Source organism: Carboxydocella thermautotrophica (assembly GCA_003054495.1).
GTDB lineage: Bacteria > Bacillota.
The window spans coordinates 283,588-308,725 of the sequence record CP028514.1; the positions used below are offsets into that span (position 1 = coordinate 283,588).

Genomic DNA, 25,138 nt, shown 5'->3' on the forward strand with positions numbered 1-25,138 from the left:
CGGCTATTTTCTGGCTTGGTTTGATCTTACTGGCTGTACTGGGCTCTACTCTTGGACAAACCCAGTTTATCTATAATCAATTTTAAGGAGAAAGAGGTATGAACAAAATTTTGCCTTTCAATGGCAAAGTACTGATCTTGATTATAATTGGCCTCTTCCTGGTGGACTGGGGCCTGAACCGCTATCTGGACTGGCGGCTCCTGGAAAAACAGGACTGGCGGGTGAATAATCCTGATCTGGGTTCAATCCGGGTAGTGCTGGACCGGTTACCACGCGCTCCCGGACTGGTGGTAGTCTGTCTGGGGGATTCGGAAATGTATGGTTCCAGTACTCCTGCTGACCGTACTATTCCGGCTTATTTGGCCCGCTCCCTGCGGGAGAAGTTTCCCGGTCAAAAGATAACTGTAATTAACCTGGGTATAAAGGGTTTGAAACCGGCAGAAGCCTATTTTCTGGTACGTCAGCTTAAAAAAATGCCGGTGGATATTCTGGTGTATAATATCAGCCGGGGCTGGTTTGCCGAAAAAGGGGGAGTGCGCTTTCAGGACGTACTACGCCTGCCCGGCAATGCTGAGGCAGCTCGTAACCTGGGCATAAAAGTAGCTGAGACCAGCAGGGAAGAGCAACTGGGGGAGAAAGTAGCGGCGGTTTGGAGTTTTTATCGCTATCGACAGGTGGTAGCGCGGGACTTTTTGCATTTATCTGATCTGGTTCAGGGTACAGCCGAACGCAGCCAGGCGCCTCAGCAGTGGCAGCAGAAACAGCAACAGCAGGCAGGACAGGGAAGACCCTGGCAGGAAAAAAAGGAGGTTTTGTTAAAAGGGGCCGGAGGGCAACTGGCATCCCTGAATTTAACCACTGCCAATCTGGAGTGGCGGCTTTACCTGGAATTGTTGCGGGAATGGGAAAACGCAGGTCGACCGGCCCTGGTTTATGCTACTCCTGCCAATATGGAGTTATTGAAACAAAAGTATAAAATTGATGTACAGCGCTGGGAAAAGGAAAAGCAGCAAATACTGGCTGCAGCCCGGCGGCACAACTGCCGTTCCCTGGACTACAGCCAGCTGATAGAGAGTAATTGGTTTACTGATGAGATTCACCTCATGGCAGAAGGTAACCGGAAGGTAGCGGAGCATCTGGCTCAGGAGCTGGCCAGTTTGCCTGCCGCCCGGGCCAGTTTGGCCGGGATGGGCAACTGATAGGGGCATTTCTCCTGACACTGGCCACAGGCCTGACACTGGCTGGCTGGAACGGGGAGGGCGGCATAGCGCTCCTGGGCCCATTCCTTGAGATCATAACGGTCATAATAGCCTTCCAGTAGAAAAACCATGGGGATATCGATTTGCTGGGGGCAGGGCAGGCAATAGCCGCAGCGGCGGCAGAACTCCTGGCCAGCTGCCTGGGCCCAGGTCAGAAGTTTCTCTTCTTCTTCAATACCAAGAGCACCCTGGGCCAGAGCCTGGACATTAGCAGTGACTTCTGCAGCAGAAGCCATTCCCACCAGCAGGCAATCGACAGCTGGATCGGCGGCTAACCAGCGCAAAGCCTGATCTGCCGCAGGGATAAAACCGCCAGCCAGGGGCTTCATGGCCAGAGTGAGAAGGCCATGCTCCCGGGCTGATTGAAAGAGGCCCCGGTTTTGTTGTTCTACCACATTGTAGGGGAACATCATGCTGGCGAAAAGGCTGGACTTGATGGCCTGGGCCATGATTTCCGCTGAATGAGAAGTTACTCCAACCCAGCGGACCCAGCCCCGCTCTCTGGCCAGAAACAGGGCTTCCAGGGCTCCGCCGGGGGCGGTGACCCGTTGCCAGTCCGCAGGAGTTCTGAGATTGTGTAACTGGTAGAAGTCAAGATAGTCGGTTTGTAATAGGCGCAAACTGGTTTCAATATCTTTCAGCATGGTTTCCCGCTCCCGGGCCATGGACTTGCTGGCCAGCAGAAAACGGGAACGATAGCCTTTCAGGGCCTGGCCCAGCAAGGTTTCACTGGCACCATAACCACGGGCGGTATCGATAAAGTTTATGCCGTGGTCAGCGGCGGCAGCCACTAGATTGGCTACCTGTTCAGGTTCTGCCTTTTGCAGGGGAATGCCGCCTAAGCCCAGGCGGGAGACAGCGATATCTGTTCCTGAAAGTTGACGATATTCCATATTATCACCTCAAAGGACTTAATTCCACATCGATGCTAAAAATCCTGTCTGAGGAGGTAAGCGGCTTGGCAATCACAGCAGAACGACTACCCCGGGAGTTTGTACAGAGGCTTGAACCCTTGCTGGGAGAGGAATGGCCGGAGTTCCTGGCCGCCCTGGCGGGAGAGAGTCAGCACGGCCTGCGCCAAAATCCCTTGAAAATTCAGCAGGCTGAGTGGGAAAAAATCGCTCCTTTTCCTCTGGAGAGGGTGCCCTGGTGTCGGGAAGGTTATTATTTACAGGAAGAAGAGCGACCGGGGAAACACCCTTACTACCATGCCGGACTTTATTATATCCAGGAACCCAGTGCCATGGCGCCAGTGGAAGCTCTGGAGGTTCAGCCAGGGGAGAAGGTATTGGATCTCTGTGCAGCTCCGGGGGGCAAAACCACCCAGATTGGAGCCAAATTGCAAGGAAAAGGGATTCTGGTAGCCAATGATAATAATCCCCAGCGCATCCGGCCCATGGTTAAATATGTTGAGACTTTTGGTTTAACCAATTGCCTGATTTTCAACGAACGACCAGAGCGGCTGGCCCGCCATTTTCCCGGCTATTTTGATAAAATTCTGGTGGATGCACCCTGTTCAGGAGAAGGGATGTTCCGGCGGGAGCCGGAGAGCATGGGGGCATATCAGAAGTTTGGTCCGGAACGCTGCCGGCAGATGCAGAGGGAGATCTTGCGGGCAGCTGCCCGGATGCTGAAACCCGGGGGAGTAATGGTTTATTCTACCTGTACCTTTAATCCATATGAAAACGAAGGGACAATCCAGGAGTTTTTGCAGGAACATTCCGAATTTCAGCTGGAGCCGGTGCCTCAGGCCCATCTCTATAGCCCGGGCCGCCCCGACTGGGTGGTAGGGGGCAGGCCGGAACTGGCCCTGGCTTGCCGGATCTGGCCGCATAAAAACAGAGGAGAAGGACATTTTCTGGCCAGATTGCGCAAAAATAACAATGGAAGCAGATTGGCTGGAGCAGGCAGACCCGGTGGTACTGATCCCTACCTGGCCGAAGGAGCCAAGGAACTGGCCTCCTGGCACCGCTTCCGCCAGAACTATTTAAAAACAGAATTGAATGGGCGTTACTGGTTGAATGGCGGGACCCTCTATCTTGTACCCCCGGAATTGCCGGTATTGCAGGGATTAAAACTGATTCGTCCCGGATTGACCCTGGGTAATCTCTATAAAGGCAAATTTTATCCTGATTATGCCCTGGCGATGGCTTTAAAACCGGAACAGTTTGCCCAGCCGGTCTATTTCACCCTGGATGCTCCGGAGCTGAGGAAATACCTGAAAGGCGAGACCTTGACGGCTGGAGCGGCAAAAGGCTGGCATTTGCTCTGTCTGGACCGGTGGCCACTGGGCTGGGCCCTGGCAGTAGATGGCTATTTAAAAAATTATTATCCTAAAGGCTGGCGACTTCAGAGTTAGTTTGTCCGGGAAAATTCCCGGAGTTTTTTTTATATTCTTTACCTCCAGGCAGGAAAAGAAACAATACTATCGAATATAATAAATTGAGTACTTACTCGAAAAGGAGGGAGGGGAAGTGGCCAGAACCCGTAAAGGAGAAGAAACCAGGCAGCGGATCCTGGCAGCAGCCCTGAAGCTATTCAGTGCCAGAGGTTATGCCGGTACTTCTACAAGAGAGATTGCCCGGGAGGCAGGGGTGGCAGAGGGTACTATTTTTCATTATTTTCCTACCAAAAAAGCTCTCCTGCAGGGTGTACTGGAACCGATTATGATCAGCAGTCTGATGCGAACCTGGGCGGAGACCGAACAATTGCCCCTGGCCCAGGCGCTGGAGAAGATTCTGCGGCAGCGGCTGACTATCATCGAGAAGAATCAGGAGCTGTTCAAGCTGATTTTGCTGGAAGCAGCTCTGCAGCCAGAATTGAGGGAGTATTTGCTCAAGGAAATAATCTTGCCTCTACGGGCAGCAGTACTGGAATTTCTGGAGAAGAAATTGGACAGAGAAAAGCTGAGGCCTGTAAATCGAACGGCCCTGGTTCAAATATTACTGGGGGCGATGGTTTCGTCTTTAATGTATAAGGGCTTGCTCAAGCCTGCTTTGCCTGAAGAACCGGAGATGGATAAGATGATAGCTGAAATGATAAAAATTATCATGGAAGGGGTGACTAATGATGAAGGGAGTTAGAATTGTGGTGGTCCTGCTGGTGCTGGCAGGACTGGGCTGGTATGGCTGGCTGAAACAGCAGGGAAAACCAGCAGAAGATGTTTATAACGGCTGGGTTGAAGGCGAGGAATACCGGGTAGTGGCGGAAACGGCCGGCAAGGTCAAGGAGGTACTGGTAAAGGAAGGGGAGCTGGTCAAGGCTGGCCAGGTAGTGGCTAAACTGGATGATGAAGCGGCCCGCCTGCAGCTGGCGCTGGCGCAGGCTAACCGGGCAGCGGCCGAAGCCAGGGCTGGTGATGTGAAAGCAGGTAGCCGTCCGCAACAAATCGCCCAGGCCCAGGCCCAGGTACGGGCTCTGCAGGCTTCTTTGCAGGGAGCTCTGGAGAATTTGAAGCGTTTGCAAAGTCAGCGCCAGGATGTAGAGGAGCTGGTCCAAACCGGGGGAGCTACCGCTGACCAGCTGGAAGCCGCAAAAGCGGCAGAAGCCAGTGCCCAGGCCGCTGTAAATAGCCTCAAGGCTCAGATTGATGCTGCCAGGGAGCAAGTCCGCTTACTCCAGGCGGGAGCTACCTCCTATTCCCTCTCTGCCCAGGACGCCCAGGTGGAGGCAGCTCGTCAACAGGAGGCCCTGGCCCAATTGCAGGTGAATAAGGCCCGGGTAGTAGCTCCGGTAAGGGGAGTGGTTCAGAATATCCTTCTCAAGGTGGGGGAGCTGGCCAATCCCGGTTCTACCCTGTTAAATCTGGTAGATCAGGACCGCCTTTATGTAAATATCTTTGTACCCCAGAGCCAGCTGGACCGGGTGCAACTGGGAAGGAAGGCGATAGTGGAGGCGGAAAATGGCAAGCTCAAAGGGGAAGGCAAAATCGTCTATATTTCTCCCCAGGGGGAATTTACACCTAAAAATATTCAAACCAGGGAAGAAAGAGCCACTCAAGTCTTCAAAGTAAAAGTTGAAATCACTTCCTGCGGGTCCAGTGGCTTTAAACCGGGCCAGGCGGTGGAAGTCAGGCTGAAATAGGGGGAGTGGCCAGTGGAATATGCCATCAAGGTAGAAAACCTGACCAAGATTTTTGGTGACCGCAAGGCAGTAGATAACCTTTCCTTTGCCATCAAGCCGGGACAAATTTTTGGCTTTCTTGGCCCCAATGGTTCCGGCAAATCCACCACCATCCGCATGTTGTGCGGAATTCTCACTCCGACCTCAGGCAAGGGGACAGTGCTGGGCATAGACCTGAAGGATGGGGAAAAGATTAAACAGCATATAGGCTATATGTCGCAGAAGTTTAGCCTTTATGAGGATTTAACTGTCAGGGAAAACATGCGCTTTTATGGCGGGGTATATGGGTTAAAGGGCAAGAAACTGGAGGAGCGTTACCGTTATCTCCTGGACTTGACCGGTTTGGGGGACCGGGAGGAACAGCTGGCGGGTACACTATCAGGGGGCTGGAAACAACGACTGGCCCTGGCCTGTGCCCTTTTACATGAGCCCCAGCTGCTGTTTTTAGATGAACCTACTGCCGGGGTTGACCCCTTGTCCCGACGCATTTTCTGGCAGTTGATTCACCGCCTGGCAGAAGAGGGAGTAACAATCCTGGTCACTACCCACTATATGGATGAGGCAGAACAATGTGATGTCCTTGGCTTTATCTTTCAAGGGCGTTTGCTGGATTTCGGTGCCCCGGCGGAAATCAAGGCCCGGCACGGAGGACAATCAGTGGAGGATATATTCATCAATTTTGTGGCTGGGCAAGAGGCTAAGGCGGGTGAAAGCCGATGAGCTGGGTGCGACTGAAAGCGATAATATGGAAAGAATTTATTCAAATCAGCCGGGACCGACCCAGTTTGGCCATGATTTTTGGGGTACCGGTTATGATGATGCTGCTTTTTGGTTATGCCATCAGTACTGATGTGGAAAACATCGCGACCCTGGTCTGTGATCAAAGTAAAACCAGAGCCAGCCGGGAGCTGGTGAGTGCCATGGCCAATACCGGTACCTTTGATTTACGCTACTGGACCGAAAATCCCGGGGAAGTCCGCCGTTATCTGGATGGCGGGATAGCCAGGGTGGCTCTGATTATTCCTCCAGATTACAGTAAGCGTTTAGCCCGGGGAGAAATGGCCCAGGTTCAGGTTTTGCTGGATGGATCTGATCCGCTGGTGGCCCGCACTGCCCTTTCGGCAGCCCAGATGCTGGCCCAGTCTCTAAATCTCAATCTGGTTACCCAGCGTCTGGAACGGCAGGGAGCCGGGCCGGGGTTGAATTTGGCTCTGGATATGAGGACGAGAGTTTGGTATAACCCTAATCTGGAAAGTCTGCGGTTTAATATCCCGGGGCTAATGGGTCTGGTTTTGCAGAACATAACAGTGATTCTCACCGCTTTTGCCCTGGTGCGGGAGCGGGAACGGGGGACTCTGGAGCAAATCATTATTACTCCCATCAAGCCGGTGGAACTGATTATCGGCAAACTGGTTCCTTATGTATTTATCGGCTTTTTTGATCTCTTGCTGGTACTGGCGGTGGCGGTTTTCTGGTTCGGGGTGAAAATTTCTGGCAGCGTGGCGTTGCTGCTGGCGTTAGCTACTATCTTTCTGGCCTGTGCGCTGGGGATGGGTATGTTTGTTTCTACCGTTGCCCGAAACCAGCTGCAGGCTATGCAGATGGCCTTTTTGATTCTGTTGCCCAGTATTCTTTTGTCCGGGTTTTTGTTTCCCCGGGAATCCATGCCTAAAATCATCTATTGGATTGGGCAGGTTCTACCATTAACCTACTTTTTGCAGATTGTCCGCGGCATCGTGCTGCGGGGAGCGGATTTTTCCCATCTCTGGCAGGTATCATTCTGGCTGGCTGTGCTGACGGCAATCATCTGTACTCTTTCCGTTTTGCGCTTCCGTAAACGGCTGGATTAAAAGAGATTGAGCAAAGCCTCTACCACCCTGGCGTCAAAGCGGCCGGCAACCGCTTCCTGGCGCAAGAGGTGGTAAATTTTTTCCCTGGGCAGGGCAGCCCGATAGGGACGGTCATCAGCCAGGGCCTGATAATAATCAGCTACTGCCAGGATACGAGCGGGCAAGGGCAGTTGGTCTGCCCGCAGACGGGAAGGATAGCCACTGCCATCCAGTTTTTCGTGATGAGCGGCGGCCCAGAAGGCCAGCTCCTCCAGACCGGGGATTTCCATCAACAGCCGTTCGGTATAATAGGCGTGGGCAATGATGCGGCTGTATTCCTGGGGGGTGAGCTGGTCTGGCTTATCCAGGATAGCCGAGGGGACAGCCAGCTTGCCCAGGTCATGTAAGAGACCAGCCAGATAGAGCTGACGGCACTGAGCGGTTGGCAGGCCCAGGGTCTGGCCCAGGTAGAAGGCGGTATTGGCAACCCGGCGGCTGTGGGTGGCGGTATAGGGGCTTTTGGCATCCACCAGGTCAGCGAAAAGGAGGGCTAAATGTTCCAGGGATGCTAGCTGGATATCCTGTTCAAAAACCTGGCTGCGGCGGCGGATGGCCTGGGCTAAATTGCGATGGGCCAGGTCATAATAAACACGAGGTTCCTGCAAAAGTTCCAGACAGGCATCGGCTACTACAGGAGCCAGGCGTTTGCCTTTTTCCTTTTCCACAAAGGCGACAATCCGTTCCTGCACCGGTAGCAGGTCATAGTCCTGGCCAAACTGGTTTTCAATCTGATCGGCCAGGAAAAGGAGCTGGGCTTCTATGGGAATCTCCTCACCGCTCAAGCCCAGTGGGAAACCGCTGCCATCCCAGGCTTCGTGATGAGCAGCGATAATAGGAGCGATTTCAGTTAACAAAGGGAGCTGGGTGGACCAGCGGGCCCCGGCCAGAGGGTGAGATTCTACCGGGAGCTGAGCATTGACTTTGCCGATATCATGGAGCAGACCGCCATAAAAAACCAGGCGCAGGCGGTCAGGAGCAAGTCCCAGTTTTTCGCCGGTGCGTAAGGCCAGATAGGCTACCCGCTGGGCGTGCTCCAGTTTTTTGTTTTCCGCCAGGTCCAGGGCCAGGGAGAAGGTACTGATTAAAGTGAACAAAGATACTTTCCAGCTATCCATTTTTTTGCCACTCCTTTGCAGGTATTTGCTGCCTGATGAAGAATATCTTAACATAAAAACTTTTGACAATCTATGATTTTTTCTATATGATATAACTAATAATAATTCCTAATAAGCTAAAATGCAAGGGGGTATTTTAAATGGACAGAGTTGGAGCGATCAAAATAAAAGAAGGGATTTACTGGGCAGGGGCCCTGAACCCGGATTTAAGGGTATTTGATATTGTGATGGAAACAGCCCATGGCACTACATATAACTCTTATGTTGTCAAAGGGGAAAAGATAGCGGTATTTGAAACTGTCAAGGAGCGCTTTTTCTCCGAATACCTGGCCCGGCTGAAAGAGGTAGTGAACCCTGCTGATATTGATTATATTATCGTTGACCATACTGAACCGGATCATGCTGGCAGCGTCTTTGCTCTGCTGGACCTGGCTCCTAATGCCAAAGTGGTGGGGTCCAAATCTGCTTTGCGCTTTCTGAAAGCCATTACCAACCGGGAATTTCCGTCGATTGAGGCCAAAGAGGGCATGACTATAGACCTGGGAGGGAAAACCTTGCAGTTTATTATGGCCCCTTTCCTGCACTGGCCGGATTCTATGTATACCTACATTCCCGAGGATAAAGTGCTGATCACCTGTGATAGTTTTGGCAGCCATTACAGCAGCCCTATGATTTTCGATGACCTGGTCGGGGATTTCAGTTCTGACCTGCGTTATTACTATGATGTAATCATGAGTCCTTTCGCCAGTTACGTGCTGGAGGCCATCAATAAAATCCGCAATTTGCCCATAGATGTATTCTGCCCGGGACATGGTCCTGTTCTGCGCAGCAAGGGCTGGGAAATTGTTGACCTCTATGAACAGTGGAGCAAGCAATTGCTGGCAGAGCAGCACCAGGGTCCGGTGTTGATCGCCTATATTTCAGCTTATGGCTACACCAAGGCGATGGCTGCAGAGATCGCCCGGGGGATTGCCAGTGTCAATAGCTGTGAAGTAGAAGTGGTGGATATTACCGAAATACCGCTGAGCGAGTTGAAGACAAAAATAGAACGAGCCCGGGCTTTTCTGGTCGGCTCCCCTACCATTAACAGGGATGCTGTCAAACCCGCCTGGGATTTGCTCTCGGTGGTATGTCCCATCAAGAATAAAAACAAACCTGTTGCCGCCTTCGGTTCCTATGGCTGGAGCGGGGAGGCAACCAGAATGCTGGAGGAACGGATGAGTGCCCTGGGCCTTAAGGTAGTGCAACCGGCATTGCGGGTCAACTTTAAACCCAGTGAGAAGGAGCTCAGGGATTGTTTTGAGTTCGGGGTTGCCTTTGCTCAAAGCCTGGGCAAAGATGAAACCGGTCGTTAGAGGAGACAGGAAAGGGGTATGGCCTATGGCAATAGTAATTTTGGGCGGCGGGGTAGCTGCTGTCAGTGCCATAGAAGGCATTCGCCAGCAGGATAAGGAGCAACCGGTTACGCTGGTAGCAGCGGAGAAGTACCCACCTTATTACCGCTTGCGCCTTTCCTTTCTGCTGGGCCAGGAGTTTGAGGTGGAAAAGTTTTTGTTAAAACCTCTGGCCTGGTATCAGGAAATGGGTGTGGAGCTAAGGCTGGGAATAAAGGCGGAAAGGATTGATCCCGCTTCCCGTCAGGTGCGGTTAGAAGACGGAAGTGTCCTTTCCTATTCATCCCTGATTATAGCCACCGGAAGCCGGGCCTTTTTGCCGCCGGTACCGGGCAATCAGCTGGCAGGAGTTTTTACCCTGCGCACCGCTGAGGATGCCCAACGAATCAATGAATTCGCCCGGCCAGGCCAAAAAGGGATCATCATCGGAGGGGGACCGCTGGGGCTGGAAGCGGCCTGGACTCTCAGTCAGCGCGGTATTCAGGTGGCGGTATTAGAACACAATCAGCGTTTGTTGCCTCGCCAGGTGGATGAAAAAGCTTCAGCCTACCTCCACCGGGCTGCCCAGAGAGCGGGGATTGAACTGGTGCTGGCTGCCCAGGCCCAGGCCATTACCGGCACGGAAAAAGTAGAAGCTTTGCAACTGGCCGATGGCCGACAGCTGCCGGCGGATTTTATTCTCTTTTCCACCGGAGTACGGCCCAATCTGGAAATAGCCCAGGCTGCCGGACTTGCCTGTCAGCGGGGGATTGTGGTCGACCGGTATCTTCGCACTTCCCAGGACCAAATCTGGGCTTGCGGGGACGTGGCGGAATACAATGGCCAGGTCTGGGGGCTGTGGCCAGTGGCTCAGGCTCAGGGGCGGGTAGCCGGGATGAATGCTGCTGGCGCTGAGGAAAAATATGTAGAGGTGCCGCCGCCATCGATTCTTAAAGTCATGGGCACATCCGTCTTCTCCATAGGCAACTGGGCTGAGAGTGGTAGCCAGAAAGTCAAGGCAGACGAAGAGGGTTTTTATTGCAAATTGTGTTTCCAGGGCCGTCAGCTCACTGGTGCCATAGTCATTGGAGATGAGGGCCTGGCCCGGCAGTTAAAACGGGCGGTGGAAAAAGGCATGGAAACGAACCCGGAAGCAGATTTTTCCCGGATTCTGGCGGATCTGGGACAGGGATAAAAAGAAAGGAGATGTTCTTATGGAAAAATACGTCTGTGTTATTTGCGGCTATGTCTATGACCCGGCAGTTGGGGATACGGATAATGGGATTGCTCCTGGCACTCCTTTTGAAGCTCTGCCGGCAGACTGGGTTTGCCCCATGTGTGGCGCTGGCAAGGAAGATTTCGAAAAAGAGTAAGGCTTTTGGCCCCGGGAAAGCCCGGGGCCTTTCTGGCAAGGAGGATTAGATTAGCATGCGCAAGCTATTGTTGCTTGTAATCGTATTGCTGGTCATCATTACTGGCTGTGCCAGACAGACTACCTCTCCTCCGCAGCTGGATAATAAAACGGCGGCCATAGTGAACGGCGAAAAGATCAGCACCGTTGACTTTGAACGCCGGGTAGAGAAGAAAAAGTTTGTCCTCACGGCTCAGGGCACGGATTTTAGCGGGCCCAGCCGGGAGCATGCCCTGACCATGCTCCGGGAAGAGGTAATCGCTGACCTGGTCAGGGAAACTTTATTAATGCAGGAGGCGACCAGACTAAAGCTGATAGCTACTGATGCGGAAGTAGAGGCGGTTATCAAGGAAATCCGGGCCAATTTTCCCGATGAGGCCACCTTCCAGGCTACAATTCAGGCCCGGGGGCTGACAGTGGAGGCGATGCACAAATATAACCGGCTTCAGCTGACACGACAGAAGCTGGTGCAATACTGGGGCGGGGAGGATAAACTGCAGGAAAGTTTGGCAGAGGTGGAAAAAAAGGCGAAGATCCGTATTAATGATCAGGTAGTGGAACGGATATTGCAAGAAATTTAAATATAATTCCCACTAACTATATTGACATACTCAGATATACATGCTATTGTTATACTACACAAATAAATAGGCGACTCTTATCGCGAGTGGTGGAGGGACTGGCCCGATGAAGCCCGGCAACAGCCGCCTGAAGGCGGAAATGTGCCAAATCCTGCAGGCAAAAGCCTGAGAGATGAGAGGGAAGCATGGTTATGCCAGGCGCCTCTCGGGCGCTTTTAATTTTTTCAAGAAAGGGGAAAGGATAATGAACAAAAAACCAGGCTTTGATACGATTGCACTTCATGGCGGGCAACAACCTGATCCTGCTACTGGAGCCAGGGCTGTGCCCATTTATCAGACTACATCCTATTGCTTCCGTGATTCCCAGCATGCGGCCGACCTGTTTGCCCTGAAGGAAGCGGGCAATATTTATACCCGGATTATGAATCCCACTACTGATGTGTTTGAACAGCGGATGGCCCAGCTGGAAGGAGGAGTAGGGGCACTGGCTGTTTCCTCCGGTCAGGCGGCTATCACTTTCTCCATCCTTAACCTGGCCCAGGCCGGTGATGAAATCGTAGCTTCCAGCAGTCTTTATGGCGGGACCTATAACCTGTTTGCCCACACCCTCCCTAAACTGGGGATCAAGGTGATTTTCGTCGACTCCCGGGATCCGGAAAATTACCGACAGGCTATTACCCCTAAGACCAAAGCCCTTTATGGAGAACTGATCGGGAACCCGCGCCTGGATGTGCTGGATATAGAAAGGGTGGCGGAAATCGCCCATGAAAACGGGATTCCCCTGATTGTGGACAACACCCTGGGGACGCCTTACCTCTGCCGGCCCATAGAACATGGAGCGGATATAGTGGTCCATTCGGCCACCAAGTTTATCGGGGGCCATGGGACTTCTATTGGCGGGGTCATTATTGACGGGGGCAAATTTGACTGGTCGGCCAGTGGTAAATTCCCCGGTCTGACTGAACCCGATCCCAGCTACCACGGGATGAAATACCATGAAGCCCTGGGGCCGCTGGCTTATATCGTTAAGGCCAGAGTGCAGTTATTGCGGGATCTGGGTTCCTGCTTGAGTCCCTTCAACAGCTTCCTTTTCCTGCAGGGTCTGGAAACCCTGTCCCTGCGCATGGAGCGGCATAGCAGCAATGCCCTGCAAGTAGCCCGCTGGTTGGAACAGCATCCCCTGGTAGAATGGGTTAACTATCCTGGTTTGGCAAGCAGCCCGGAATACGCCAGGGCACAAAAATACCTGCCCCGGGGCCAGGGAGCTATCCTGACCTTTGGCATTAAGGGCGGTCTGGAGGCAGGCCGGAAATTTATCGATAGCCTTGAATTATTCTCCCATCTGGCCAATGTAGGGGATGCCAAATCCCTGGTCATTCATCCGGCCTCTACTACCCACCAGCAATTAACTCCGGAACAGCGACTGACAACCGGGGTAACGGAAGAAATGATCCGCCTCTCCATTGGTTTGGAAGATGTCAATGACCTGATCGCTGACCTGGATCAGGCCCTGCAAAAAGCCCAGGCCTAAGGCCTGGGCTTATTTTTGCAGTAATAGACGGGCACCGATAACCAGGAGCAATAGACCGGCCAGGTGGGTCCAGTGGGGCTGTTTGGGCGTAAGACCGGCCAGGCCCAGATAATCCAGCAAGGCGGCGGTGCTGACCTGGCCGACGATAATTGCTGTAGTTGCGGAAATGGCCCCCAGGCGGCTAATGCCCAGCACGACGGTAGCAATAATGGCTACATTGATAAAACCCCCCAGATAGGCATACCAGGGGACTGTACTGATTTTCCCCCAGGTTGGAAAACCGGTACCGGTAAAAATCAGCACCGCCCCCACTCCCGCCAGTCCCAGCAAATGTACCAGCAGGGTGGCAGGCCAGAGGCCGAGGTTTTTGTTGAGCAGGGTGTTAAGTACCCCTTGTACAGCCATCAGGGACCCGGCTGCCACCGGAATCAACAGTGCAGTCCAATTGCTCATTATCTCCCCTCCCGTGTCGAAAAAGATAATTACATTTATTATTCTGGCTATTAATGTAATGTTTTATGTAAAAAGAGGATTTTTTTGCAGCAGGGAGAATACAAATAAATTATTAGATAGCAGGCAGAATAACTCGGGCTCATAGCGGAGAAAGGGGCTTGGGGAGATGAAACTGAATCTGAGGACCAGGTTAACGCTGATTCTAGCGGTGCTTGTCTTCTTTTCCTGTGGTCTGACGGGCTGGCTGGCGGTCTATCGGGCTAAATCAGTGATTGAAGACGAAATGCTGGACCAGGTTAAACGGATATCCTTGCATTTGGACAAAAAAATAGAAGGGGATTTTGAAATGATCATGGCCCGCCTGGGAGTAATTAATGCTGCCGAAGGGACCAAGTGGCAGGAACTCAAGGCGGAATTGCAACGGCTGGTCACTGCTGAGCTGGTAGGCAGCGCAGATGAGATGGGAGCAGCCTACCATGTGGAAGGTCGGGACTGGCTGGTGGCGGTAAAGGAACCGCCGGGCGGAGAACTGTTTTTGCGCCAGTTATTGCGCAGGGTACATCAGCTGGAAAACAAAAACATCTGGGAAGAACACCTTTTTACTGAAAATGGTGTACAGATGATTGTGCGTCCCCTGATCCGTAATGACCAGATAATTGGTCATGTCTTTGTCTGGCGAACTATTGAACCCATTGAAAATCTGGTCGATAAACTGAAAACCGAAATTTTACTGGTTTTTATTTTAACCTTTGTTATGGGCCTGGCGGGGGTTTTCTGGTTATCCCGGGCCCTGCTGACAGATGTAGACAAAATCAAGGAAGGGATTCAGAGGTTGAAATTTGATTTGCATTCTCCTCTGCCCAAAGTAGGAAGTGAGCTGGAGGAGATTGCGGCTGCTATTGAAACCCTGTCGGTTTCCCTCCTGAACTTGCAGGAAGCCAGCAAGGGGCTGGTGGCTTCCCGCTATCTGGACGAAACCCTGCAACGAGGCCTGGAAATGATAGAAAGAGTATTCGGGGCCAAATATGCCGCTATTTTCCTGTATGATGAAAAGGCTGATGAGCTGAGCATTAAAGCATCCATTGGCTTAAGCAGGGAATATGTCAAAACCGTAAGGATGAAAAAAGGGGAAGGTTATAGCGGCAGGGTCATGTTGACCGATTTGCCATCTGCAACCGATGATTTGCGCAGGGATGAACGCACTGTCTGGGTGCAGATGGTACGCTTTGAAGGGATCGTTTCCCTGCTGGTGGTACCTTTAAGGGGCAAGGGGGGGCTGCTGGGAACCATTGAGGTCTATACCAAACATAAACACACTTTTACCCCCAGTGAGATCAGTCTGCTTTCATCTCTGGCTCACCAGATCGGGTTATCGGTGGAAAATGCCATGCTCTTTGAGGAAATGCAAACCAGAGCAATTACCGACCGTTTAACTGGTTTATATAACCAGAAGCAATTTTATGAACTACTGCAATCAGAGATTGCGGCTGCGCAGTTATATAAAAAGCCTCTTTCCTTGTTGATGCTGGATGTCGACTTTTTCAAGCAGTACAATGATACCTTTGGCCATCCGGCCGGGGACCGTCTGTTAAAGGAATTTGCCCGTATTCTGGTGGAGAATGTGCGACCTGATGATATTGTCGCCCGTTACGGGGGTGAGGAATTTGCCATTATCCTGCGGGAGACTTCCCTGGAACAGGCTCTGGACATTGCGGAACGCATACGCCAGAAAGTGGCTGATTCCAGGTTTGAAGGCCGGCTCCAGCAACCCAGTGGACGGATAACCTGTTCCATCGGGATTGCCCAGTATCCCGTTCATGCCAAAACCCTGGAAGACCTGGTCAAACGGGCAGATGAAGCTCTGTACCGGGCCAAGTACAATGGCCGTAACCGGGTGGCTTACCACCTGACCTTTATGGATGCTCTGCTGGAGTCTCTGCCGGCGGAAGAGAAAAACAAGCTGGAACGGCTAAAGACTATGATTACAGTCATCAATGCCCGGGACCGCTATACTTTCGGGCATAGCGAACGGGTGATGATGCTGGCCTGTAAAGTAGGAGAACGAATGGGTCTGACGGCAGAACGCCTTAATCTGTTACAACTGGCAGCCTATTTCCATGATATTGGTAAAATGGAAGTAACCAAGGAGATTTTGTGCAAAGAAGGCGATTTAACAGAAGCAGAATGGGAACAGTTAAAACAACACGCTGTTGCCGGTGGGGCAGTGGTCAAGACCATACCGGTTCTGGCAGAAGCAGCCCTGATTATCCGCCATCACCATGAACGCTATGATGGTTCCGGATATCCTGACGGATTGGCGGGAGATAATATACCTCTGGAGGCCCGGATCCTGGCGGTGGTGGATGCCTGGGATGCCATGACCAGTACCCGGGTGTTCCGGGAAGCCAAAGGTCCGGAACAGGCTCTGTTGGAAATCAGGGAACAGAGCGGGAAACAGTTTGATCCCCGAATTGTAGAAATCTTTACTGCCCTGGTTGAAGGAGGTGAGCTAAATGGCCCAGGTAGTCATCAATGTCGAGGGCATGAGCTGCGGCCATTGTAAAATGGCAGTGGAAAAGGCGCTGAAGCAGGTTGGTGGGGTCACTGAGGCTGTAGTGGATCTGGCAGCCAAACAAGTGACAGTTACCTATGATGAAAATCAAACTGGTTTAGCTGCTTTGCATGCTGCCATTGAAGAGGCCGGCTATGATGTAGTCAAGTAAGTAAAAGGGCAATACCTGAATACGGGTATTGCCCTTTTACTTTTTTGGCAGAATATAACCTGAGGTGGTAAGATTTGTACAGCAGAGTGGATCGTACCGGGGAAATAGCCTGGAAAATAGCCAATTACCTCTGGCGTTACCGGCATTTGCGGGAATTGAAGGCCATTGGCGAGGTGGTCAGGGGTTTGCTGCAGGAACTGGGTCCGACTTTTATCAAACTGGGACAGGTAGCCAGTACCCGGCCGGATCTTCTGCCGGAAGAATTGTGTCAGCAGTTGCGGGAGTTACAGGATCAGGCCGGCTTGATGAGCCCTGAAGAAGTAAAGGTTCAGGTCCAGCGCGGCTTAGGCCGCTCGGTAGAAGAGCTTTTTGCTTATTTTGACTGGCAACCTCTGGCCTCTGCTTCCATCGCCCAGGTGCATTTTGCTATTTTGCCCAGCGGGGAAAAGGTAGCTGTTAAAATCAAGCGGGCCGGGATTGAACGACAGATCAACGGGGACCTGGTTGCCCTGGAGCGGCTGCTGCCTTATCTGCAAAAAGTGAGAGTAATCCAGGAGACGCTGGATAGTGAGCAGCTTTATCAGCAATTCCGGCGCATTATCCGACGGGAACTGGATTTCTCGGCAGAAGGACTGGCGGTAGAACATTTTGCCTTTCTCTATCGGGAATGTCCCTGGCCTGTGCGCTTGCCCCGGGTTTTCTGGGAATATAGCAGTAAGGATGTACTGACTATGGAATATATCGCGGGAGAAAAACTATCTGTCCTGGCTGAGCGGGAGGAATGGGAACAAAGACGGCAGCTGGCACGGCACTGGCTGGGGGTTTTTCTTTATCCCCTGTTTAATGCCGGGGTTTTTCATGCCGATCCTCATCCCGGCAATATCCTGGTGGATGGAGAGGGCAAAATAGTTCTGCTGGATTTTGGGGCTGTAGGCCGGTTTGATCAACAGTTTCGGGAACAGGTAGCACAGCTGATGGTAGCTTTATGGCGGCAACGGACTGATGAGGTAGTGGAATTAACCCTCAAGATGGGTCAACCCCGGGGCCGGGTGGATTTTTACCGGTTATTCGAGGATCTGGCCTGCCTGCTGGAGCGAACCAGGGGCATGGGGAGAGGGAAAATCTCCTTTGGCCAGATCATTCAGGGCATGGTGGGAATTGCGGTTAATCATCAGATTCGCATGCCGCCTCCTTTTTTTCTGCTGGGTAAGGCTCTATTGCTGGCTGAGGGGCTGGCGGTTCAGCTGGATCCGGAAATCAATATCCTGGAGGTAGCGGAACCCCTGGGCCGTCAGGCTCTGGTCCGGGAATGGCAGGGGTGGTGGCAGGATTTGCCCCGCTGGTGGGGGGAATGGCAGAAACTGAATCGGGACCTGCCCCGACAGATGCATGTAATTCTGGAGCAATTGGCCAGGGGGGAAATGCGCTTTATTTTTCATCACCGTAATTTACAGTGGTTATATGATATGCTGGAAGTTATATCCAGTCGGTTGGCTTTGAGTATGATTGTAGCGGCCATTACTGTTGGTTCGGCCCTGATTTTGCATGCCGGTTTTGGCCCCAAGGTATTTGGCTATCCTGTTCTGGGGGTATCCGGTTTTCTGGTTTCCACTTTATTTGGCGCCTGGATGGCCATGATTTTACTGAAAAAGGTAAAATAGGGGTTGTAGAGGTACTGACCCAGCTGTTATAATATACAAAAGTAAAAATCAGCTGTTATAAAGGGGAGGGAGTGGCTTGGATAAAAACATGGAAAGGGAAATTCTTGAGCTACTGGAACAGAATAGCCGCTACACGACGGCGGAAATAGCAAGCTTGCTGGGAGAACCGGAGGTGGAGGTGGCCCAGGCTATCGCCCGACTGGTGGCGGACAGGGTAATTGTCAAATACCATACCATCATTAACTGGGAGAAATTCGGTGATGATGCTGTTTCCGCCATGATCGATGTCAAGATCACTCCCCAGCGGGATAAGGGCTATGATGCCGTAGCCCGGCGCATCTACCGCTATCCGGAGGTCAAGTCGGTTTTTCTGATGTCAGGTGCTTATGACCTGGCGGTACTGATCGAGGGACGCACTCTGAAGGAAGTAGCCCTGTTTGTGGCGGAAAAACTGGCTACTCTTGAAGATGTGCAGAGTACCACCACCCATTTTGTGTTAAAAAAGTACAAACAGGCCGGTGTAATTCTGGATGAGGATGCCGGTGATGATGAGCGGCTGGTGGTGTCACCGTGATTGAGAAGGTGGCCACTCTGGTCCGGGAGCTTCCGCCTTCCGGGATCAGGCGCTTTTTTGACCTGGTAGCAGAAACTCCAGGGGTGATTTCCCTGGGGGTAGGGGAACCGGATTTCGTCACACCCTGGGCGGGCCGGGAGGCCTGTATCTGGGGTCTGGAAAAGGGAAAAACCCATTACACCAGTAACCACGGCTTGCTGGAACTGCGGGAAGCCATTAGCAGGGATGTGGAAGCAAACCTGGGAGTAAAGTATGACCCCAGACAGGAGATTATGGTGACAGTTGGGGTCTCGGAGGCACTGGATGTCGCCTTAAGGGCCCTGCTCAATCCCGGGGAGGAAGTAATAATCCCGGAACCCTCATATGTTTCCTATCAGCCCTGTACTTTACTGGCAGGGGGGCAACCGATAACGGTAGCGACCCGCTGGGAAGACGGATTTCGGCTGACTCCGGCGGCGCTGGAGCGGGCCCTCACCCCTCGTACCAAAGCATTATTGCTTTGTTATCCCAACAACCCTACCGGTTCCACCCTCAGTCGCCAGGACCTGGAAGGGATCGCCGAAATCGCCCGGGCCCGTGATCTTATCGTTATTGCCGATGAAATTTATCATCATCTGACCTATGGGCGGCAGCATTTCAGTATCGCGGCTTTACCGGGCATGAAAGAGCGTACCATTTTGCTAAATGGTTTCTCCAAAGCCTATGCCATGACAGGCTGGCGTCTGGGCTATGCCTGCGGTCATCCTGATTTGATCAATGCCATGGTGAAAATTCACCAGTATACCATGCTCTGTGCCCCGATTACAGCGCAGCTGGCCGCACTGGAAGTGCTGAAGAGCTGCCGGGGGGAAATGGAGGCAATGGTACGGGAATATGATCGACGGCGGCGACTGGTAGTGGCTGGATTGAGGGAAGCAGGCCTGGAGTGCCATGAACCGGAAGGGGCCTTTTATGTCTTTCCTTCCATTCGCAGTACAGGACTAACTTCCGAGCAGTTTGCCACCGAGTTGCTGCGGGAGCAAAAGGTGGCGGTAGTGCCGGGGTCGGCTTTTGGGGCAGCCGGCGAAGGCTGTATCCGTATTTCCTATGCCTATTCCCTGGCCCAGTTACAGGAGGCTTTAAAGCGTATCAGGATGTTTGTGCAGTCCAGGATGGCAGGATAGTAGAGCTGAGCATGAGCAGGAAGCCAGGAAAGAGCAGAACGGAGGTATGGTAGAATGATGAAATGGGTGTTGCTGGTTCTTTTTGTTTCAATCCTGATCGGCAGTGGTTGGTGGGCGCGCAGCAAAAACAGGACACCGGGAGACTTCTTTCTGGGAGGCAGGAAGGTCGGGCCCTGGATGACTGCTTTTGCTTATGGTACCACTTACTTTTCTGCCGTTCTTTTTGTTGGTTATGCCGGTAAAGTAGGATGGGGGTTTGGTTTAAGCGCTCTCTGGGTCGCTCTCGGCAATGCCCTGCTGGGCAGTTGGCTGGCCTGGAAGGTGCTGGCCCGTCCCACCAGGCAAATGACAGAGCGCCTGGGAGTGATGACTATGCCGGAATTTTTCCGGGCCCGCTATCAGAGTCCGCTGATGAAGGTACTGGCATCCAGTTTGATATTTGTTTTCCTAGTGCCTTATTCTGCTTCCGTTTACATGGGCTTAAGCTACCTTTTTGAACAAATCTTTGGTCTTCCCTACGCCCTGGTGGCCTGGCTGATGGCTGCCGTGACGGCAGTATTTCTTATTCTGGGCGGTTATCTGGCAGTAGCGGTTACAGATTTTATTCAGGGGATTGTCATGCTGGGGGGAGTCGGAGTGATGACCTGGTATATCCTCCATGCTCCCCAGGTAGGCGGTCTGGCTACCGGTATCAGCCGGCTGGCAGAGAAGGGGAGCCAGCTGGTCAGTTTTTTTCCCCAGGGCCCGGGTCTGGAGCAATTGCTGGCCCTGGTCTTGCTTACCAGCTTTGGTACCTGGGGGATGCCCCAGATGGTGCAAAAATTCTGTGCAATTCGCGATGAGAAAGTGGTCTACACCGCTACTCGTATCACTACCTTATTTGCCCTGTTGATTTCCGGAGCAGCTTATGGCATCGGTGCCTTCAGCCGCCTCTTTTTTGACCAGATTCCCCTGGATCCGGTCACAGGGAAACCTTCTGCCGACCTGATCATGCCCCTGATTTTAAAACAGGCCCTGCCGGAATGGGCAGCAGCGGTCATCTTGCTGCTGGTCTTATCCGCTTCCATGTCGACTCTATCTTCTCTGGTACTGGTGGCCAGTTCAGCCCTGACCATGGATGTGATCCATAGCTGGCTGGCCCCTGGTTTAACCCCCCGTCGGGTTTTGCAGCTGTTGCGTTTGTTCAGCCTGGTTTTTGTCGGCTTTTCCCTCTATATTGCCCTGCAAAAACCCGCAATTATCCTGACCCTGATGGCTTTATCCTGGGGGACGGTGGCCGGGGCTTTTCTGGGACCCTATCTCTGGGGGCTGTACAGCCGCCGGGTCAATCAAACGGGGGCTCTGGCCGGGATGGTGGCAGGAGCGGCATTCTCCATTATCTGGGCCTGGTATTTTCAGATGGATGCCAAATATATACCTCTAGGCGGTTGTCTGGCCATGTTGACCTCTGTCCTGACGGTACCGGTGTTCAGTCTGGTGGGTCAACAATTACCGGCGGATCACCTGGCCCTGGTATTCGGTGAGGAAGGTGGAATCAACCAGGGAGAGGAAGGAGCAATGGTGGATGTGGGATAAGGAAGAGAGCTTGAACCGGGAAGAGCTGCAGGCAATACAGCTGGAACGTTTACAGGCAACAGTGAAAAGAGCCTATGAACGGGTACCCTATTACCGGGAACTGCTGGATGAGCAGGGAGTAACTCCGGCGGATATTCGGAGCCTGGAAGATGTGCGTTTGTTGCCTTTTACTACCAAGGATGTTTTGCGGGAGCAGTATCCCTATGGTCTGTTTGCCGTACCGCTGGAGGAAATCGTGCGTTTGCACGCCTCCTCCGGTACTACCGGCAAGCCTACTGTTGTCGGTTATACCAAACAGGATCTGAAAACCTGGGCCAATCTGATTGCCCGGATTGTAACCATGGCCGGAGTTGAGCGGCGGGATATCGCCCAGATCTGTTTTGGCTACGGCTTGTTTACCGGTGCTTTTGGATTGCATTATGGTCTGGAAGAGGTGGGGGTTACCATAGTGCCGGCTTCTACCGGCAATTCCGAGAAACAGATAATGTTGATGCAGGATTTTGGCACTACAGTGCTGGTCAGTACGCCTTCCTACGCCCTTTACCTGGCGGAAGTAGCCCGGGGGATGGGGGTTGAACCCCGTTCCCTGGGCTTAAGAATCGGCCTGTTTGGCTCCGAGCCCTGGTCGGAGGAAATCAGGCAGCAAATTGAGGCGGAATGGGGCCTGTTTGCTACTGACAATTACGGATTAAGTGAAGTGATGGGACCGGGTGTAGCGGGGGAATGCCAGGCGCGCCAGGGATTGCATATTAATGAAGACCACTTTCTGGTGGAACTGATCAATCCCGAGACCGGTGAACCGGTTGGTCCGGGTGAACAGGGGGAACTGGTGTTTACTCCGCTGACCAAAGAGGCCTTGCCTATTTTGCGCTATCGGACCCGGGACCTGGCTACCCTTGACTATGCTCCCTGTGCCTGTGGACGTACTCTTGTGCGCATGAGCCGGGTTTGTGGCCGTTCTGATGACATGCTGGTGATTCGAGGTGTCAATGTTTTCCCCACCCAGGTGGAAAGCGTTTTGTTGACTGTGCCGGCCGTAGCCCCCCATTACCAGCTGGTGGTACGGAAAAAGGGATTTCTGGATGATCTGGAGGTTCGGGTGGAAATAAAAGAAGAATACTTTACTGATGATTATAAGAAACTGGTGGAAATCGAAGAGGAAATTCGCCACAAGTTGCAAAATGTTTTATCTATTGGCACCAAAGTCAGTCTGGCAGCACCGGGAAGTATTGAGCGTTTCACCGGCAAAGCCAGAAGGGTGCTGGATTTACGGCAAGAGGGGAAGGGGAGAAAGAATGAAGGAACTGCTGACAGGCAATGAGGCCATTGCCCGGGGAGCTTATGAAGCCGGGGTTGTGGTAGCTGCCGGTTATCCGGGCACACCCAGTACAGAGATTCTGGAAAACATGACCAAATACCCGAACATCAAGGCCCAGTGGTCTCCCAATGAGAAGGTGGCCCTGGAAGTGGGGGCAGGGGCGGCTATTGCCGGGGCCCGCACGATTGTGACCATGAAACACGTTGGGGTTAATGTGGCTGCTGACCCCTTGCTGACTCTGGCTTATACCGGTGTTAATGGTGGCTTTTTGCTGGTAGCTGCTGACGACCCGGGGATGCACAGCTCCCAGAATGAGCAGGATTCCCGCTATTACGGGCGTCTGGCTAAAATTCCGGTATTAGAACCGGCAGACAGCCAGGAATGCAAGGATTTTGTCCTGCTGGGACTGGCTCTCTCCGAACAATTTGATACCCCGGTTATGCTCAGAACTCATACCCGTATTGCCCATAGCCAGACGCTGGTAGAGCTGGGAGAACCCCTGGTTATGGAAGTAAAACCCTACCAGAAAAACCCGCAGAAATATGTGATGATTCCTGCTTACGGACGGCAGCGCCATCTGGTAGTGGAAGAAAGAATGCGCCAGTTGGCTGCCTGGGCGGAAACGGCGGAGATTAACCGCCTGGAGTGGGGAGACCGGGATATGGGTATTATCACTTCCGGTATTTGTTATCAGTATGTTCGGGAAGCTTTTCCGCGGGCAACAGTGTTGAAACTGGGACTGACCAATCCCCTGCCGGTAGAAAAAATAAAGGAACTGGCCGCTGGGGTGGAACAGGTCTTCGTTGTGGAGGAACTGGATGGTTTGATTGAAGAACAGGTCAAGGCCATGGGGATTATGGTGCAGGGCAAAAAGCTCTTCCCGCCGGTGGGGGAATTGAGCGCAACCCTGGTGCGGCGGCAAATCCTGCTGGCTTGTGGGCGGCAGGAGGAGGCAGAATATTTGCCCCGGCAACCGCAAGACCAGGAAGTGTCCAATCGGCCACCGGTATTGTGTCCTGGTTGCCCGCACCGTGCTACCTTTTTCATGCTGCGGGAATTGAAGCTGCGGGTGGCCGGGGATATCGGCTGCTACACCCTGGGAGTATTGCCGCCTCTCAATGCCATAGATACCTGTATCTGTATGGGTGCCAGTATCGGCGCGGCCCTGGGGATGGAAAAGGCCAATCCGGAAGAATTTAAAGGGCGGACGGTAGCGGTGATCGGGGATTCCACCTTCCTGCATTCCGGTATTACCGGTTTGCTGGACCTGGTTTATAATGGCGGAACCGGCACGGTGCTGATTCTGGATAACCGGACGACAGCCATGACGGGACACCAGCCTCACCCTGGCACTGGCCAGCGGCTGAGCGGGGAAGCGGCTCCCCAGGTGGACCTGGCGGCGATTGCCCGGGCCTGTGGGGTTAAAAGAATAGCTGAAGTGGATCCCTTTGAACTGAAAGCATTCCGGCAAATCCTGAAGGAAGAACTGGCTGCTGCTGAGCCTTCAGTAATAATCGTACGGCGCCCCTGTGCCCTGATCGTCAAGGAGAAAAACCCGCCTCTGGTTATTGACCCGGAAAAATGCCTTAACTGTGGGCGCTGTATCTCCCTGGGTTGTCCCGCCATTAGCAAGGGAGAGGACAAGCCGGTGATCGATCAGGCTTTATGTAATGGCTGTGACCTCTGTGCCCGGGTATGTCCGGTGGAGGCCATCAGCAGCAAGGGGGGCGAGGCATAATGGCAGATATACTGAATATATTGCTGGTAGGAGTAGGTGGTCAGGGAACCATTCTAGCAGCCAAAGTTCTGGCAGCGGCGGCCCTGGCCCAGGGGCTGGATGTAAAGATGTCGGAAATCCACGGCATGGCTCAGCGGGGGGGAAGTGTGATCACTCATGTTCGGGTAGGGGAAAAAGTTTTTTCACCCCTGGTGGAAAGCGGGGAAGCCGATATCATTGTAGCCTTTGAGGAACTGGAAGCCCTGCGCTATGCTCATTATTTGCGGCCCGGTGGAATAATCATTGTCAATCAACGGCAAATTCCCCCGCTACCGGTGGTAATCGGGGCGGCCCCGTATCCGCAAGAAGTTACCGGGAAACTGGCAGCCTATGGGCAGGTGCAGGTAATAGCGGCCGAGGAACTGGCCGGCCAGGCGGGTAACCCCCGGGGTGCCAACCTGGTTTTGCTGGGGGCCCTGGCAGCCCGGTTGCCCTGGGCTCTGGCTGACTGGGAAGCAGCCATTCAAGCGAGAGTTCCAGCCCGTTTCCTGGAAAGCAATTTAACAGCCTTTCAACTGGGTTTCGCGAAAAATGTCGATTAATGTCGAAAAAGGACTTGGCAAATTCAAAAAGTTTTGCTATTATGTTAGTGGTTATGCATAACATCTTTTCA

General features: G+C 52.8%; 23 protein-coding genes and 1 riboswitch. Of the genes, 20 read left to right on the top strand and 3 right to left on the bottom strand.

Annotation, left to right across the window (positions count from 1 at the left end; translation table 11 throughout):
• The first annotated feature begins 98 nt into the window (after nucleotides 1–98).
• Nucleotides 99–1,199: an SGNH/GDSL hydrolase family protein gene (locus tag CTH_RS01450; protein ID WP_107752789.1), complete on the top strand. Its 1,101-nt coding sequence runs from the start codon at nucleotides 99–101 to the stop codon at nucleotides 1,197–1,199.
• Here CTH_RS01450 and CTH_RS01455 read toward each other — a convergent pair.
• Entirely contained in the window at nucleotides 1,142–2,152 is a 1,011-nt protein-coding gene (locus tag CTH_RS01455; RefSeq protein ID WP_079906462.1) for an aldo/keto reductase, read from the bottom strand. The genes CTH_RS01450 and CTH_RS01455 overlap by 58 nt on opposite strands.
• A 65-nt stretch (nucleotides 2,153–2,217) precedes the next feature.
• Here CTH_RS01455 and CTH_RS01460 point away from each other — a divergent pair, with 65 nt between their 5' ends.
• The 5 genes from CTH_RS01460 (at nucleotide 2,218) to CTH_RS01480 (ending at nucleotide 7,231) form a co-directional block, all read left to right on the top strand.
• A complete protein-coding gene (locus tag CTH_RS01460) occupies nucleotides 2,218–3,618 on the top strand; it encodes an RsmB/NOP family class I SAM-dependent RNA methyltransferase (protein WP_175577334.1) in 1,401 nt (466 codons plus the stop codon).
• A 115-nt stretch (nucleotides 3,619–3,733) separates the two neighbouring features.
• Entirely contained in the window at nucleotides 3,734–4,342 is a 609-nt protein-coding gene (locus tag CTH_RS01465; RefSeq protein ID WP_159071776.1) for a TetR/AcrR family transcriptional regulator, read from the top strand.
• Nucleotides 4,329–5,342 carry an HlyD family secretion protein gene (locus CTH_RS01470; protein ID WP_159073790.1) on the top strand — a complete coding sequence of 338 codons (1,014 nt, stop codon included), beginning with the start codon at nucleotides 4,329–4,331 and terminating at the stop codon, nucleotides 5,340–5,342. The genes CTH_RS01465 and CTH_RS01470 overlap by 14 nt, the downstream gene beginning before the upstream one ends.
• A 12-nt stretch (nucleotides 5,343–5,354) precedes the next feature.
• A complete protein-coding gene (locus CTH_RS01475; protein WP_078665402.1) occupies nucleotides 5,355–6,101 on the top strand; it encodes an ABC transporter ATP-binding protein in 747 nt (248 codons plus the stop codon).
• Nucleotides 6,098–7,231 (top strand): ABC transporter permease, encoded by a 1,134-nt coding sequence (locus tag CTH_RS01480; RefSeq protein WP_078665401.1) that lies wholly within the window; start codon nucleotides 6,098–6,100, stop codon nucleotides 7,229–7,231. The genes CTH_RS01475 and CTH_RS01480 overlap by 4 nt, the downstream gene beginning before the upstream one ends.
• Here CTH_RS01480 and CTH_RS01485 read toward each other — a convergent pair.
• Complete coding sequence (locus CTH_RS01485; protein ID WP_159073791.1) at nucleotides 7,228–8,385, bottom strand: HD-GYP domain-containing protein; 1,158 nt, start codon at nucleotides 8,383–8,385, stop codon at nucleotides 7,228–7,230. The two genes, CTH_RS01480 and CTH_RS01485, sit on opposite strands and share 4 nt — an antisense overlap.
• A gap of 140 nt (nucleotides 8,386–8,525) precedes the next feature.
• Between CTH_RS01485 and CTH_RS01490 the strand changes: the two genes are divergently transcribed.
• The 5 genes from CTH_RS01490 to CTH_RS01510 all read left to right on the top strand — a co-directional run bounded on the left by CTH_RS01490 (nucleotide 8,526) and on the right by CTH_RS01510 (nucleotide 13,281).
• Nucleotides 8,526–9,740 (top strand): FprA family A-type flavoprotein, encoded by a 1,215-nt coding sequence (locus CTH_RS01490; protein ID WP_078665399.1) that lies wholly within the window; start codon nucleotides 8,526–8,528, stop codon nucleotides 9,738–9,740.
• 25 nt (nucleotides 9,741–9,765) lie between these two features.
• Nucleotides 9,766–10,953 carry an NAD(P)/FAD-dependent oxidoreductase gene (locus CTH_RS01495; RefSeq protein ID WP_159073792.1) on the top strand — a complete coding sequence of 396 codons (1,188 nt, stop codon included), beginning with the start codon at nucleotides 9,766–9,768 and terminating at the stop codon, nucleotides 10,951–10,953.
• 19 nt (nucleotides 10,954–10,972) lie between these two features.
• Complete coding sequence (rd, locus tag CTH_RS01500; protein WP_078665397.1) at nucleotides 10,973–11,131, top strand: rubredoxin; 159 nt, start codon at nucleotides 10,973–10,975, stop codon at nucleotides 11,129–11,131.
• A 55-nt stretch (nucleotides 11,132–11,186) separates the two neighbouring features.
• Entirely contained in the window at nucleotides 11,187–11,750 is a 564-nt protein-coding gene (locus CTH_RS01505) for a SurA N-terminal domain-containing protein (protein WP_107752801.1), read from the top strand.
• A gap of 74 nt (nucleotides 11,751–11,824) precedes the next feature.
• A riboswitch (SAM riboswitch) is annotated at nucleotides 11,825–11,929 on the top strand.
• Between the two features lie 65 nt (nucleotides 11,930–11,994).
• A complete protein-coding gene (locus tag CTH_RS01510) occupies nucleotides 11,995–13,281 on the top strand; it encodes a homocysteine synthase (protein ID WP_177592991.1) in 1,287 nt (428 codons plus the stop codon).
• 9 nt (nucleotides 13,282–13,290) lie between these two features.
• Here the strand turns inward: CTH_RS01510 and CTH_RS01515 are convergent, their stop codons facing one another.
• Nucleotides 13,291–13,734 carry a DMT family transporter gene (locus CTH_RS01515; protein WP_078665394.1) on the bottom strand — a complete coding sequence of 148 codons (444 nt, stop codon included), beginning with the start codon at nucleotides 13,732–13,734 and terminating at the stop codon, nucleotides 13,291–13,293.
• 166 nt (nucleotides 13,735–13,900) lie between these two features.
• Between CTH_RS01515 and CTH_RS01520 the strand changes: the two genes are divergently transcribed.
• The 9 genes from CTH_RS01520 to CTH_RS01560 all read left to right on the top strand — a co-directional run bounded on the left by CTH_RS01520 (nucleotide 13,901) and on the right by CTH_RS01560 (nucleotide 25,067).
• The gene (locus CTH_RS01520; RefSeq protein WP_107752803.1) at nucleotides 13,901–16,297 is read left to right on the top strand and encodes a diguanylate cyclase; all 2,397 of its coding nucleotides are present in this window, start codon (nucleotides 13,901–13,903) and stop codon (nucleotides 16,295–16,297) included.
• Nucleotides 16,248–16,457, top strand: coding sequence for a cation transporter (locus CTH_RS01525; RefSeq protein WP_078665392.1), 210 nt, complete (start codon nucleotides 16,248–16,250; stop codon nucleotides 16,455–16,457). The genes CTH_RS01520 and CTH_RS01525 overlap by 50 nt, the downstream gene beginning before the upstream one ends.
• A 74-nt stretch (nucleotides 16,458–16,531) precedes the next feature.
• Nucleotides 16,532–18,118 (top strand): ABC1 kinase family protein, encoded by a 1,587-nt coding sequence (locus CTH_RS01530; RefSeq protein WP_107752805.1) that lies wholly within the window; start codon nucleotides 16,532–16,534, stop codon nucleotides 18,116–18,118.
• An 88-nt stretch (nucleotides 18,119–18,206) separates the two neighbouring features.
• Entirely contained in the window at nucleotides 18,207–18,692 is a 486-nt protein-coding gene (locus CTH_RS01535) for an Lrp/AsnC family transcriptional regulator (protein WP_107754234.1), read from the top strand.
• On the top strand, nucleotides 18,689–19,855 hold the full coding sequence (locus CTH_RS01540) for an aminotransferase class I/II-fold pyridoxal phosphate-dependent enzyme (RefSeq protein WP_107752807.1): 1,167 nt from the start codon (nucleotides 18,689–18,691) through the stop codon (nucleotides 19,853–19,855). The genes CTH_RS01535 and CTH_RS01540 overlap by 4 nt, the downstream gene beginning before the upstream one ends.
• Before the next feature lie 54 nt (nucleotides 19,856–19,909).
• Nucleotides 19,910–21,430, top strand: a complete 1,521-nt coding sequence (locus CTH_RS01545) for a sodium:solute symporter family protein (protein WP_318262723.1) — start codon at nucleotides 19,910–19,912, stop codon at nucleotides 21,428–21,430.
• A complete protein-coding gene (locus tag CTH_RS01550; protein WP_107752809.1) occupies nucleotides 21,420–22,751 on the top strand; it encodes a phenylacetate--CoA ligase family protein in 1,332 nt (443 codons plus the stop codon). Before CTH_RS01545 ends, CTH_RS01550 begins: the two co-directional genes overlap by 11 nt.
• Complete coding sequence (iorA, locus tag CTH_RS01555) at nucleotides 22,726–24,486, top strand: indolepyruvate ferredoxin oxidoreductase subunit alpha (RefSeq protein WP_107752811.1); 1,761 nt, start codon at nucleotides 22,726–22,728, stop codon at nucleotides 24,484–24,486. Before CTH_RS01550 ends, iorA begins: the two co-directional genes overlap by 26 nt.
• Nucleotides 24,486–25,067 (top strand): indolepyruvate oxidoreductase subunit beta, encoded by a 582-nt coding sequence (locus tag CTH_RS01560; RefSeq protein ID WP_078665386.1) that lies wholly within the window; start codon nucleotides 24,486–24,488, stop codon nucleotides 25,065–25,067. Before iorA ends, CTH_RS01560 begins: the two co-directional genes overlap by 1 nt.
• Nucleotides 25,068–25,138 lie beyond the last annotated feature (71 nt).